This window comes from Halomonas organivorans (assembly GCF_014192055.1).
Taxonomy (GTDB): Bacteria; Pseudomonadota; Gammaproteobacteria; order Pseudomonadales; family Halomonadaceae; genus Halomonas; species Halomonas organivorans.
Genome location: NZ_JACHXM010000007.1, coordinates 183015 through 196121, shown reverse-complemented (window position 1 = coordinate 196121; position 13107 = coordinate 183015). Strand labels below are relative to the sequence as shown.

Here is a 13107-nt window from a genome sequence, read left to right as displayed (position 1 = left end):
GCTTCGAGCTTCGAGCTTCGAGCTTCGAGCTTCGAGCTTCGAGCTTCGAGCTTCGAGCTTCGAGCTTCGAGCTTCGAGCTTCGAGCTTCGAGCTTTCGCTATTGATCGAGACACGGATGACATGACCCACCCCGACCCCACGATTGAGGACGAGGCGGCGCGCCTGCGCGCCGAGCTCGAGGACGCCAACTACCGTTACTACGTGCTCGACGAGCCGCGCATGACCGACGCCGACTATGACCGTCGGCTGCGTCGGCTGCAGGAGATCGAGGCCGAGCATCCCGAGCTGGAGACGCCCGACTCGCCCACCCAGCGGGTCGGCGCAGCCCCCGCGGAAGGCTTTCCCGAGATCCAGCACGCAGAGCCGATGCTGTCGCTGAACAACGCCTTCGACGAGGAGGAGCTTTCGGCTTTCGCCAAACGGGTCGCCGACCGGTTGGAGACGGATGCCGACGAGCTGGTCTTCTGCTGCGAGCCCAAGCTCGACGGCGCCGCCGTGTCGCTCGTCTACGAGCGCGGTGAGCTGGCCGTCGGCGTCACCCGGGGCGATGGGCGCACCGGCGAGGGCATCACCTCCAACCTGAGGACCCTGAAGTCGATCCCGCTGCGGTTGCGCGGCAAGGAGTGGCCAGATCGGCTGGAGGTTCGTGGTGAGGTCACCATGCGCCACGCCGAGTTCGAGGCCATGAACGAAAAGGCGCGTGCCGAGGACACCAAGGTCTTCGCCAACCCGCGCAACGCCGCGGCCGGCAGCCTGCGCCAGCTCGACCCGCGAGTCACCGCCACCCGACCGCTGGAATTCACCGCCTATCAGTTGGTTAGCCAGGACATGGCGAGCCTCGCCCATATCGATACCCCGACGCACAGCGAGCAGATGGCGCTGCTGCGCGAGTGGGGCTTCCGGGTGAATGCCGAGCTCGAGGTCGTCCACGGCGCCGAGGGCATCATCGACTACTGCCGCCGGCTCGGCGAAAAGCGCGACGGGCTCGGTTACGACATCGACGGCGCGGTGATCAAGGTCGACGACCTGCGCCTGCAGCGCGAGCTGGGCTTCGTGGCCCGGGCGCCGCGCTGGGCGATCGCCTTCAAGTTTCCCGCCCAGGAACAGGTCACGCGGCTCAATGACGTCGAGTTTCAGGTCGGCCGCACCGGCGCCATCACCCCGGTGGCGCGCCTCGAACCGGTCTCGGTGGCCGGCGTCACGGTCTCCAACGCGACCCTGCACAACGCCGACGAGATCGCGCGGCTCGGGGTGATGATCGGCGACACCGTGGCCGTGCGCCGGGCCGGCGACGTCATCCCCCAGGTGGTACGCGTCCAGCTCGACGAGCGCCCGGAAGATGCCCGGGAGATCGTCTTCCCCCAGCGCTGCCCGGTCTGCGACTCGCAGATCGAACGTCTCGAGGACGAGGCCGTGGCGCGCTGCTCGGGCGGGCTCTATTGCGCCGCCCAGCGCAAGGAGGCGCTCAAGCACTTCGCCTCGCGCCGGGCGTTGGACATCGAGGGGCTGGGCGAGAAGCTGATCGACGGGCTCGTCGAGCGCGACTGGGTGAAGACCCCGGCGGACCTGTTTGCCCTCGAGGCCGAGCGCCTGGCCACGCTGCCGCGCATGGGCGAGAAGTCCTCCGAGAACCTGGTGGCGGCGCTGGAGAAGGCCAAGGCGACCACGCTCTCGCGCTTCATCTACGCGCTCGGCATCCGTGAAGTGGGCGAGGCCACCGCCGCCAACCTGGCGCGCCACTTCGGAACCCTCGAGGCGCTGATGGCGGCCGACCGCGAGGCGCTGGAAGCGGTGGATGACGTCGGGCCCATCGTCGCTGCCCACGTACATACCTTCTTCCAGCAGCCGCACAACCGCGAGACGATCCAGGCGCTGATCGACGCCGGGCTGCGCTGGGAGGAAACCGAGGTAGAGGTCGGGCCTACGCCGCTGGAGGGTCAGACCTGGGTGCTCACCGGCACCATGGAGAGCATGACCCGTGACCAGGGCAAGGCGCGGCTCCAGGCGCTGGGCGCCAAGGTCTCCGGCAGCGTGTCGAAGAAGACCGCCTGCCTGGTGGCCGGCGAGGCCGCCGGCAGCAAGCTGACCAAGGCCGAGCAGCTCGGCGTCGAGGTGATCGACGAGGCGACCTTCATCGAGCGCCTGGCGGGATGGGAAAGTGGCCGTTCCGATCAGGACACGCAGGAGGAAGACGCATGATTGGCGATCGCTTTATCGAGGTGCCCTACCGCATGCTGCCGGGAGAGACCCTGGATGGCCTGCTGGAAGCCTTCGTCACCCGTCAGGGCTACGACACCACCGATACTGGCGAGGGCATGGACGGCTGGGTCGGCGAGCTCAAGCGCCAGCTGGAGCGCGGCGAGCTGCTCATCGCTCACGATCTCGAGACCGAGACCACCGAGGTGATGACCCTGGCCCAGTGGCGGGCCTTCGGACGGGATCTGGCCGACGACGAAGAGGAAGGTTGATCCCGCGAGTCGAGTGCTCGAACGCAAACGGCGCCCCGAGGGGCGCCGTTGTCGTTGGCGTGAGGTTCGCCTCAGGCGAACAGCAGCGGTACCACCACGCTGGAGATCAGCAGGATCAGGGCGCCGCCGAGGCGCGAGGAGATCTGTGCGAAGGGCATCAGCGACATGCGGCGCGCCGCGGAGAGTACCGCCACGTCACCGGTGCCGCCCATGTTGGCCATGCACAGCCCGGCGGTGATCGCCGACTCGATGGGGTAGAAGCCCACCAGCTTGCCGACCAGGCCGGCACCGAAGGCCGCGCCGGCGACCACGGCGAAGACGATCATCACGTAAGTCAGCGAGATGGCATCGATCACCTGGCCGAGGTCGGTGTAGGCAATGCCGATGCCGAACAGCAGGGCGAAGGTCCAGTTGCGGGCGACGAACTGGAACCACTGGGCGGCGGACTCGGTGACCGATGCCGGCAGCACGTCGCACACCTTGAGGACCGCGACCAGCACGATCATCAGCGCATAGGGATGCAGGGGAATGAAGGTGCCGAGGATCTGGCCGGCGGTGAACAGCGTCAGGGCGGCGACCACGCCCACGCCCAGCTTGCCCAGGTCGAGCCTGTGCTCGGGTTCCTCGACGTCGACGCCGGGCATCATCTGGCCGTTGCCGGTCAGCCCCGGGAAACGCTGGCCCAGGCCGTTGAGCAGGCCGGCGATGATGATCGCGAAGACATTGCCCAGCGCCAGGGCCGGCACCAGGATCGAGATGTAGTAGCTGGCCGGCTGGCCCAGCAGCTGCTCGTAGATCTGGCTCATCGGCACCGCGCCGGCGCCCATGCCGCCGCCGAGGATCGGCATGGCGATCACCACCACCGCGTCCTGGGCCGAGAAGCCCAGCAGGGCTCCCATGGCCACGGCGAACAGCGAGGCGCCGAGCACCGCGCAGCACAGCGGCAGCGCATAGCGGGAGCCGACCTTGACCAGAACCCTGGAATCCATGCCCAGGATGCTGCCGGTGATCAGCGCGGCGATGTAGAAGTTGAGGAAACCGCCGCCCTTCATGAAGGTGGTGACGTTGTCGACCACCGGAGCCGGCAGCCAGCCGAGGTAGACGAAGGCGGCCGCGCCGAAGATCGCCAGGATGGCGCCGCCCCCGAGGTAGGTCTTGACGACCGGCAGTCGGTCGCCGATGAAGCCCAGCAGTTCGCCGAGCAGCATCATCACCAGCAGGGCGCCGATCATGCCGGTGGGCAGGCTGTCGGTGGCGATCGCCGCCACCATCACCGTCAGGGCGAGGGCGAAGAACGGCAGCGGCATGCCGAAGATGCGCTGGGCGAGCCAGCCGCTCGATGTCGCGGACGGTGTCGCGACGGTGTCCGTCAGAGATTGACTCACGGGAGCTCTCCTTGGGGATTCGATCCCGCGCGGGGGGCGCGGGACATCGTTGTTCGAAACTTTGCCCTGGCGGCTTGATCGCCACGGGCGAAGGGCTGGCATCGAGCATAGGCGCGCCATCCTTGGCGCCAAGATTGCGCAATTTATTAAAGCGTTCCGAAACTAATGAAAACGGCGGCTCGCTTGACGGCACACCGCCGCCGTGTAGGGAATGCCACCAAGGTCGAATTCCGGCCATCAATCCTTTTCGCTCGATTCCGCTGGAGCCCTCGCCATGCCTCGTCTTCGCCTGAACACCTGGATCTCGTTGCTGGTCGCGGTGATGGTGGTGCTCTCGCTGGGACTGGCGCTGTGGCTGTTCACCGCTCAGCTGCGCGACACCCTGGAGGAAGCCCAGGCCACCCGCGTCACCGATCTGGCGCGGACGCTGGCCGCGGAGCCGGAGGTCCAGGCGGCGCTGATCGAGGAACTGCCGGGCGCCGACAGTGACCTGCAGGCGCGCATCGACGGCCTGCGCCAGGCGCTTGGCGTCGATTTCATCGTGGTGATGGATAGCGGCTCGATCCGCCTGACGCACCCGGATCGCGAGCGTATCGGCCGTCACTTCCAGGGCGGCGACGAGGGCCGTGCGCTGGCCGGCGAGGCCTATCACTCGCGGGCCCAGGGCACCCTGGGCACCAGCATTCGTGGCTTCGCCCCGGTACGCGCAGCGGACGGCGAGGTGGTCGGCGCGGTGTCGGTGGGCGTGACCCTGACGTCGCTGGCGCCGCTGCTGGCGGACAACCGGCGCGACGTGATCCTCGGCGTGTTGGCGCTGATGGTCGTCGGCGGGCTGGGCGCGCGCGCCCTGTCGCGCACGATCAAGCGCGTGCTGCTGGGCTTGGAGCCGCACCAGATCGCACGGCTGGTCGAGGAGCGCCAGGCGATGCTGGCCTCGGTACACGAGGGCATCCTGGCGGTCGACCGCGAGGCGCGAATCACCCTGGTCAATCCGGCCGCCCGCCGGCTGCTGGCCGAGGCCGGGCTGGAGGCGCCGACGCCGGGCGCGGCGGTGGCCGACTACCTGCCAAACAGCGGCCTGCCCGAGGTGCTGGCCGATGGCGGCGCCGGCGACGAACAAGTGCTGGATCGCGAACTCGATCTCAACGGCCAACTGGTGCTCGCCAATCGCCTGCCGATCCGCCATCGGGGCCGGGTCATCGGCGCGATCGCCACCTTCCGTGACAAGAGCGAGGTCAATGCCCTGGCCGAGCAGCTCACCGGGGTCAGCCGCTACGCCGAGGCGCTGCGCGCCGCCACCCACGAGTTCAAGAACCAGCGTCATGTCATGCTGGGACTGGCGCAGATGGGCGAGCTCGCCCGTCTGCGCGGCTATCTGGGCGAACTGGCCGATCATCGGGTCATGCCCGGCATGGCGCTGGTGGAGGGCGTCAAGGACCCGGTGCTGGCGGGCTTCCTGCTTGGCAAGCGCAGCGAGGCTCGCGAGCGCGGCATCGAACTCGAAGTGCTGCTCGATGCGCCGCTGCCCGAGCTGCACGAGGCGACGCTGGCGCATACCCTGGTCAGCGTGCTCGGCAACCTGCTGGAGAATGCCTTCGAGGCCGTCGAGGGACGCGACGAGCGGCGGGTGACCCTGACGCTGGACGTCGACGAGGAGCTGGTATCCTTGCACGTGCAGGACACCGGCGATGGCATCGACGAGGCGGTGCGCGCGCGACTGTTCGAGCCGGGCGTGTCGACCAAGGGCCAGCGGCGCGGTCTCGGGCTCGCCGCGGTGCGCGAGCGGGTCGAGGCCGGCGGCGGCCGTCTGGCAGTCTACAGCGAGGCCGGGCGCGGCACCCTGTTCGAGGTCGAGCTGCCCTGGCCCCAGGGCCCCGTGAGCGACGAGGGAGAAGGATGATGCGCGTGCTGATCGTCGAGGACGACCCCATGGTCATGCGCCTCAACGTCGAGTATCTCAACCGGCTGGACGATCTGCGGCTGGTCGCCCAGTGCGAGAGCGTGCCGACGGCCATCGAGGTGCTCGAGCGCGAGGCGGTCGACCTGGTGCTGCTCGACGTCTACCTGGGCAGCCGCAGTGGCCTGGAAGTGCTCCGTCACCTGCAGCGCAGCGGCCGCGACATCGAGACGGTGCTGATCACCGCTGCATCGGAGCTGGCCACGGTGCGCACTGCGCGGCGGCTGGGCGTCAGCGATTACCTGGTCAAGCCGTTCACCTTCGAGCGTTTCCGCGACGCCGTGCTGGCCTGTCGCCAGGCACGCGAGGCATTGGCCGAACTGCCGGGACGCGTCGCGCAGCGCGATATCGACCGGCTGTTCCAGCCCGCCGCACCGAGCGTACCGCGCCGTGCCGGCGACCTGCCCAAGGGCTTGACCGTGCCGACCCTGGCTCGCGTGGCGCAGGCCATTCTGGCCCTCGACGAGGCGACCTTCACCACCGAGGCGCTGCTCTCCGCCACCGGCATGTCGCGGGTCTCGGTGCGCAAGTATCTCAAGTACCTGGCCGAGATCGCACTGCTCGACGAATCCTTCCATTATGGCCAGGTGGGTCGCCCCTCCTTCACCTACCGTTGCCTCGACCGTGAAGCGCTCGAGGCCCTGGCCGCCGAAGGCTGACGCCAGGACTAAGGCAAAGGCGAGGGCGAGGGCTCAGGCCGATGCGCCGGACAGGAACACCGCCGTGCAGTGGCGCGCCCGAGCCTCGCACTGCACCGGGCCGAGATCCAGGCAGCGTCCCAGCAGGGCGTCGATGTGCCACTCGCCGAGCAGCATGCCCATGAACATGCCTGCCGCCTCGCGCGGGTCCTCCAGGGACAGCCGGCCCCGAGCGACCTGGTCGGCCAGGTAGTCGGCCAGCGCCTGGCGGGTGCGGTCAGGGCCCCGGGACAGGAACAGTTCGCCGAGCTCGGGCACCCGCTCGGCTTCGAAGGCGAGTCCGCGCACCAGGCGGATCACGCCCGGCTCGAACACCAGCGACAGCATGCGTCGGCCCAGCTCGTACAGCACCTCCTCAGGGACCTGATGCTCGCGTTGTCCGGCTTCGAGGACCTCCCAGGCGGTGGCCACATGGCGCTCCATGGCCGCCGTGAACAGCCCCTCCTTGTTACCGAATTGCTTGTACAGGGTGGCCAGCGAGCCGCCGGCCCGGGCCACTACCTCGTTGACGCTGGCCGCGGCATAGCCCTGCTCGAGGAAAACGTCGCGGGCGGCGTCGAGCAGGCGTTCGCGACGCGCCACCCCGCGCGGCGTGAGGGGAGCGTCGTCAGGGGCATGGCGGCGCATCGGGGCTCCTGTGATCGGTGAAGGGGGGCACCATTGTATCGTGCTCGCGGATCCGGCGAGCGATCACGGTGGTCATGTAGTGTAGCATTCATTACACTTGTGGTTCACCACCGGTGGCCAGCGTCGCCGGGTCGCCAACCAGCGAGGAGAGTTCATGGCATCGGACGGCAAGAAGGTCGCGAAAACGGGAGCCGGCAGCGGACGCCGGTCGCGCGGCAGGATCATCGCCGGGCTGGGCGCGCTCGTCGCGCTGGCGGCACTGGCCTGGTGGGCCATCGGCTGGTGGCAGGTCGGGCGTTTCCTCGAGGAGACCGACAATGCCTACGTGCGCACCGACAGCGTGGCGGTGCGAGCCGAGCTCTCGGCGCGGGTCGTCGAGGTGGCGGTGGACGACAACCAGCGCGTGCAAGAGGGTGACCTGCTGGTGCGTCTGGACGACGAGAGCTACCAGGATCGGGTCAGCCAGGCCGCAGCCCAGCAGGCGGTGGCCGCGGCCGCCATCGTTCAGGCCCAGCGGCAGGTGGCCCTGCAGCGGGCGGCGATCGACCAGGCCGAGGCCCAAGTTCAGGCCGCCGAGGCGGACGTCGAACAGGCCCGGCAGCATCTCGAACGCTCCGATTCGCTGGTGGCGCGCAACTACGCCTCGCGCCAGCAGCGCGAGGACGACCAGGCCGCGCTTCGCGTCGCCGAGGCCAGCCTCGCCGAGAGCCAGGCGGCGCTGGTCTCGGCGCGCCGTCAGCTGGCGGTGGCCGAATCCGAGGTCGGCCAGGCCGAGGCCAATCGCGACGCCGCGGCCGCCGACCTGGCCTATGCCCGCCACCAGCTCGACAAGACCCGGCTGCTGGCGCCGCGCGACGGCGTGGTCGGCAACCTCACCGTGGAGGCCGGCACCCTGGCGCAGCCGTCGCTGACGCTGCTGCAGCTGGTGCCCATCGAGTCGGCCTACGTGGCGGCCAACTTCAAGGAAACCCAGCTCGAGCGCATGCGCGTGGGCCAGCCGGTCGAGGTGCACCTCGACGCCTATCCGGACATCACCTACCACGGCGTGGTCGACAGCTTGTCCCCGGGGACCGGCACCGAGTTCAGCCTGCTGCCCCAGGACAACGCTACGGGCAACTTCAACAAGATCGTCCAGCGGGTGCCGGTGAAGATCCGTGTCACCGGCCCCGAAGAGGCGCTGGGGCGCCTGCGCGCCGGGCTCTCTGCGGTGCCCGAGGTCGATACTCGTGACCTCGATCCCGAGCATGAGCGCGAGCAGCGGGTCGCCGATGCCAGCGAGGTGGCCGAGGCCGGGAGCGGCTCGTGAGCGACGCGACCGCGGCCGCTGCCGGCGCCCGGCCCGATGACATGCCGCCCTGGCCGCAGCGGATCGGCTTCATCGCCGCGGTGTTCGGCATGTTCATGGCGATTCTCGACATCCAGATCGTCGCCAGCTCGCTCAACGAGATCCAGTCGGGCCTCTCGGCCAGCGAGGACCAGATCTCCTGGGTGCAGACGTCGTACCTGATCGCCGAGATCGTGATGATTCCGCTGTCGGGCCTGCTGATGCGCATCCTCTCGACCCGGGTCGCCTTCACGCTCTCCTGCGCCGGCTTCACCCTGGCGAGCCTGGGCTGCGCGCTGGCCGGCTCCATCGAGCAGCTGATCGTGCTGCGCGCCATCCAGGGCTTCGCCGGCGGGGCGATGATTCCGATCACCCAGGCGGTGAGCTTCTCGATCTTCCCGCGCCGGGTGATGGGCAGCGTGCAGGCGGTGATCGGCATGGTGGTGACCATGGCGCCGTCGGTCGGGCCCACGGTTGGCGGCTTCGTCACCGAGTCGCTGAGCTGGCACTGGCTGTTCCTGGCCAACGTGATCCCCGGCGTGCTGGTGTGCTGGGCGGCCTGGACCTTCCTCGACATCGACAAGGCCGATCACGGCCTGGCCAAGCGACTGGACCTGATCGGCCTGGGGCTGATCGCGGTGTTCCTGGGCTCGCTGGAGTTCGTGCTCGAGGAAGGCCCCGGCGACGACTGGTTCGCCAGCGATCTCATCCTGATCACCACCCTCGTCTGCGTGCTGGCCGGCATCTGGTTCTTCGCCCGCACGCTGCGCCATGACCATCCGATCGTCGACCTGCACGCCTTCGCCAACCGCAACTTCGCGATCGGTGCCGGCATGGGCTTCATCATCGGCATCGCCCTCTACGGGCTGGTCTACCTGATGCCGCTGTTCTTCGGCTACGTGCGCGGCTATTCGAGCCTGCAGATCGGCCAGGTGATGTTCGTCACCGGGCTGACCATGTTCTGCTGCGCACCGCTGGTCGGCCAGCTGTCCAACCGCCTCGACCTGCGGGTGCTGCTGTTCTTCGGCCTTTTACTGGTCGGCATCGGCACCATGATGAACGCCAACCTCACCGTGGAGTCGGGATTCTGGCAGTTCTGCCTGCCGCAGATCGTACGCGGCATGGGGCTGATCATGTGCATCATCCCGGCCTCGCGAATCGCGCTCGGCACCCTGCCGGCCAACGAGGTGGGCAACGCCAGCGGGCTGTTCAACGTGATGCGCAACCTCGGCGGCGCCATGGGCCTGGCGCTGCTCGACACGGTGCGCGATGTGCGCGAGGACTTCCACTGGAATCAGCTGATCCCGGCGATCGACGCCGGCCGCGAGGTGGTGGGCACCGAGATCGCCAAGTACGAGGCGATGCTCGCCGGTTCGGTGCCCGACGCCCACCAGGCGGCGATCGGCATGCTGGTGCAGCGGGTCATGCAACAGGCCCAGGTGCTGGCCTTCAACGACATCTTCCTGTGGATGGGCATGATCTACCTGGTCAGCGTGCCGCTGGTGTTCCTGCTGCGGCGGCTCTCGGCCTGATGTGTGAATAAAGAACCCTCGCTACGACTTGCCCTCGGCGCTCGTCTCCCATGTCGCGCCTAATCCAGTCGCTTGTGCATGCGCCCCACCGCCATCACCAGCAGGATGGCGGTGAACACCGCCAGGGCGGCCAGCGCCGGCCATAGCTCGAGCAGCGCCGCGTCGCGCAGCATGATGCCGCGCACCAGGCGCAGGAAGTGGGTCAGCGGCAGCAGCTCGGCGAACCAGCGGGCCGCCAGCGGCATGCCGGCGAAGGGAAACATGAAGCCCGAGAGCAGGATCTGCGGCAGGAAGGTGAAGATCGCCATCTGCATGGCCTGGAACTGGCTGCGTGCCAGGGTCGAGAGGAAGATGCCCAGCGACAGGCTGGCAAGGATGAACAGCAGCGAGGCCAGGTAGAGGTCGAGCAGCGAGCCGCGCACCGGCACGTCGAACAGCCCACGGCCGAGCCCCAGCACCACCGTCACCTGCACCAGGCCGATGCCGACGAACGGCAGTACCTTGCCGAGCGTCAGCTCCCAGGGCGTCACCGGCGTGGCGATCAGCATCTCCAGGTTGCCGTTCTCGCGCTCGCGGACCAGGGCGATGGCGGTGAACAGCACCAGCGTCATGGTCAGGATCACGCCGATCAGCCCCGGCACGGTATTGATCGGCGCACGTCGCTCGGGGTTGTAGAAGTTTACCGTCTCGATGGGCTCGACCCGCGCCGTCCAGCCTGCGGCGTCCGGCACCGGAAAGCGAACCAGCTGGCGGGCCGCGGCCTGCACGGCCGGATCGGCGCCATCGACGATCAGTTGGACGGCCGGGCGGTCGCCGCGCTCGAGCCGCGTCTCGAGGTCGTTGGGCAGCACCAGCCCCACGTCCACCTCGCCGCGGCGCAGCAGCGTCTCCACCTCGCCGGGTGAGGCCGCCCGCGCGGCCACGTCGATCACCTGGGTGGCTTCGAGCTGGGCGACCAGCTCCCGCGAGCGTGCCGTATCGGCCTCGTCGACGACGACCGCCTGCAGGTGGCGCACGTCCAGGTTGATGGCGTAGCCGAACAGCACCAGCTGCATCACCGGGATGCCGACGATCATGGCGAAGGTCAGCCGGTCGCGGCGCAGCTGGCGCAGTTCCTTGAGCACGATGGCCAGCAGGCGTTGCGCCTTCATGATGCGGGCTCCCGCTGGCGGCGGGTGGCGGCCACGAAGACGTCCTCGAGAGTCGCCGTCTCCGGGGTGACCCGGGCCTCGACGCCGGCTTCCTTCAGGCGTTCGGCGATCGCCTCCGGCGTGGCGCGTTCGTCCACCAGCAGGCGCAGCGCGGCGCCGATCTGGGCGACCTCGCGCACGCCGGGGGCCGATTCCAGCAGGCGACGGGCCGCCCGCGGACGTTCGACCTCGACGCGCAGCGGCCGGCCTGGCAGCGCCGCCATCAGCGCCCTTGGGGTGTCGTCGGCGACCAGCCGGCCGCGGTCGAGGATCGCCAGCCGGGTGCAGCGTTCCGCCTCGTCCATGTAGTGGGTGGAGACCAGCACGCTGGTGCCGGCATCGGCGAGCTCGAAGAGCGATTCCCAGAAATCGCGCCGCGACTGCGGGTCCACGGCGCTGGTGGGCTCGTCCAGCAGCAGCAGGTCGGGGCGATGCAGCACGGCCCCGGCGAGCGCCAGGCGCTGGCGCTCGCCGCCGCTCAGGGTGCCCGCCAGGCGGTCGCGGAATCGCTCCAGCCGGTAGCGCGCCAGCAGTTCCTCGCGGCGCTTGCGGGCCTCGCGCCGTGGCAGCTCGTGCACCGCGGCCAGGAAGGCCAGGTTCTCGGCGACGCTCAGGTCGCGATACAGCGAGAAGCTCTGGGTCATGTAGCCCAGCCGCCGCTTGAGCGCTTCGGCCTCTTCGGGCAGGCGGTGGCCGAGCACTTCGATGTCGCCGGCGCTTGGGCGCAGCAGGCCGCACAGCATGCGCAGGGTGGTCGATTTTCCCGAGCCGTTGGGGCCGAGAAAGCCGTAGACCTCACCGCGGGCCACGGCCAGGTCGAGGGCCTCGACCGCGAGCGTCTCGCCGAAGCGCTTGCTCAGCCCTCGGGTGCGGATCACCGTCGACTCAGCGGTCGCGTTCATCGACGATCTCCACGCGCACCGGTAGCCCGGCCGGCAGGGTGCCGGCCCGTTCGCCCGAGAGCCGTGCTTCGGCGCGATACACCAGGCGGCTGGCGTCCTCGCCGCTCAGCGCATAGAAGGGCGTGAAGGCCGGCTCGCGGCGGATGTGCTCCAGGGTGGCCTCGAAGGGCTCGGCGAGGCCTTCGACGTGCACGATCAGGGCATCGCCGACGGCCAGGTTGGCGCGTTGCCCGGCGGGGACGAAGAAGCGTGCGTAGGGCGCCTCGCCGACCAGCAGGCTGACCAGGGTCGCACCGGCGGGGGGCTGATCGCCGGGCAGGAAGGGCAGGGCGTCGACCCGGCCGGGGCGCGGCGCGCGCACCACCAGGCGCTCGCGATCCACGGCCAGAGACTCGACGCGGTGACGGGCCCTGGCCGCCGCCGCCTCGGCCTGATCGAGGCGCTCCCGGCGGGTGCCGGCCTCGAACTCCGCCAGCCGCGCCTCGGCTTCTGCCGACTCGGCGCGGCGCCGGTCGCGCTCGGCCCGCGCGGCATCCAGGGCGTCCTCGGACACCGCGCGCCGCTCGAACAGCGCCTGCTGGCGTCGGAAGGAGAGCTCGGCCAGCCCGGCCTCGGCCCGTGCCCGCGCCAGTTCGGCGCTGGCCGCGGCCAGTGTTTCGGCGCGTGGGCCATGGCGCAGCTCGGCAAGGCTGGCCTCGGCCTCGGCGAGCTCGCTTTCGGCGGCGGCCAGCTGTGCCTCGAGCCGCCGGCCGTCGAGCTCCAGCAGAACCTGATCCGCCGCTACGCGCTGCCCTTCGTCGACGGCCCAGCGGCGCACCGGCTCGGAGGCCTCGGCGGGCAGCGCCAGGCGGTCCCACTCCAGGCTGCCCGGCAGGCCGGCGGGCGTGTCGCCGCAGCCGCCGAGCAGGGGAAGCATCAGCAGCAGGGCAAGCCCGCCGGCTCGCTGGCACCGCTGCCTTTCCCGCCATGGCCTGCCTCGCATCCCCGGTCTCCCCGCCGGCTCCCTTGTTGACAGCCTATCAG

Annotated in this window: 11 protein-coding genes; 6 read left to right on the top strand and 5 right to left on the bottom strand. The window is 69.6% G+C overall.

The features are described 5' to 3' along the window. The first annotated feature begins 121 nt into the window (after positions 1–121). Both ligA and FHR96_RS09980 read left to right on the top strand, forming a co-directional pair. Positions 122–2200 (top strand): NAD-dependent DNA ligase LigA, encoded by a 2079-nt coding sequence (ligA, locus tag FHR96_RS09985; RefSeq protein WP_183387523.1) that lies wholly within the window; start codon positions 122–124, stop codon positions 2198–2200. After that, positions 2197–2469 carry a YheU family protein gene (locus FHR96_RS09980; protein ID WP_183387522.1) on the top strand — a complete coding sequence of 91 codons (273 nt, stop codon included), beginning with the start codon at positions 2197–2199 and terminating at the stop codon, positions 2467–2469. The genes ligA and FHR96_RS09980 overlap by 4 nt, the downstream gene beginning before the upstream one ends. 71 nt (positions 2470–2540) lie before the next feature. Here the strand turns inward: FHR96_RS09980 and FHR96_RS09975 are convergent, their stop codons facing one another. Beyond that, entirely contained in the window at positions 2541–3854 is a 1314-nt protein-coding gene (locus FHR96_RS09975) for a 2-hydroxycarboxylate transporter family protein (RefSeq protein WP_183387521.1), read from the bottom strand. A gap of 274 nt (positions 3855–4128) precedes the next feature. On the opposite strand from FHR96_RS09975, the gene dcuS reads away from it, so the two are divergent. Together dcuS and FHR96_RS09965 are read left to right on the top strand one after the other, a co-directional pair. Further along, positions 4129–5754: a DcuS/MalK family sensor histidine kinase gene (dcuS, locus tag FHR96_RS09970; RefSeq protein ID WP_183387520.1), complete on the top strand. Its 1626-nt coding sequence runs from the start codon at positions 4129–4131 to the stop codon at positions 5752–5754. Continuing rightward, entirely contained in the window at positions 5751–6470 is a 720-nt protein-coding gene (locus tag FHR96_RS09965) for a response regulator (protein ID WP_183387519.1), read from the top strand. Before dcuS ends, FHR96_RS09965 begins: the two co-directional genes overlap by 4 nt. A 33-nt stretch (positions 6471–6503) precedes the next feature. Here the strand turns inward: FHR96_RS09965 and FHR96_RS09960 are convergent, their stop codons facing one another. Next, positions 6504–7136 carry a TetR/AcrR family transcriptional regulator gene (locus FHR96_RS09960; RefSeq protein WP_183387518.1) on the bottom strand — a complete coding sequence of 211 codons (633 nt, stop codon included), beginning with the start codon at positions 7134–7136 and terminating at the stop codon, positions 6504–6506. 154 nt (positions 7137–7290) lie between these two features. Here FHR96_RS09960 and FHR96_RS09955 point away from each other — a divergent pair, with 154 nt between their 5' ends. Continuing rightward, positions 7291–8442: an HlyD family secretion protein gene (locus FHR96_RS09955; protein WP_183387517.1), complete on the top strand. Its 1152-nt coding sequence runs from the start codon at positions 7291–7293 to the stop codon at positions 8440–8442. Beyond that, a complete protein-coding gene (locus FHR96_RS09950) occupies positions 8439–9992 on the top strand; it encodes a DHA2 family efflux MFS transporter permease subunit (RefSeq protein ID WP_343066361.1) in 1554 nt (517 codons plus the stop codon). The genes FHR96_RS09955 and FHR96_RS09950 overlap by 4 nt, the downstream gene beginning before the upstream one ends. A gap of 59 nt (positions 9993–10051) precedes the next feature. Here FHR96_RS09950 and FHR96_RS09945 read toward each other — a convergent pair whose 3' ends face one another. From FHR96_RS09945 to FHR96_RS09935, 3 genes are read right to left on the bottom strand one after another with little or no spacing between them, the layout of a single operon-like run. Next, positions 10052–11143 carry an ABC transporter permease gene (locus FHR96_RS09945; protein ID WP_183387516.1) on the bottom strand — a complete coding sequence of 364 codons (1092 nt, stop codon included), beginning with the start codon at positions 11141–11143 and terminating at the stop codon, positions 10052–10054. Then, on the bottom strand, positions 11140–12084 hold the full coding sequence (locus FHR96_RS09940; protein ID WP_221195766.1) for an ABC transporter ATP-binding protein: 945 nt from the start codon (positions 12082–12084) through the stop codon (positions 11140–11142). The genes FHR96_RS09945 and FHR96_RS09940 overlap by 4 nt, the downstream gene beginning before the upstream one ends. Continuing rightward, on the bottom strand, positions 12068–13066 hold the full coding sequence (locus tag FHR96_RS09935; protein ID WP_183387515.1) for an HlyD family secretion protein: 999 nt from the start codon (positions 13064–13066) through the stop codon (positions 12068–12070). The genes FHR96_RS09940 and FHR96_RS09935 overlap by 17 nt, the downstream gene beginning before the upstream one ends. Positions 13067–13107: the final 41 nt, after the last annotated feature.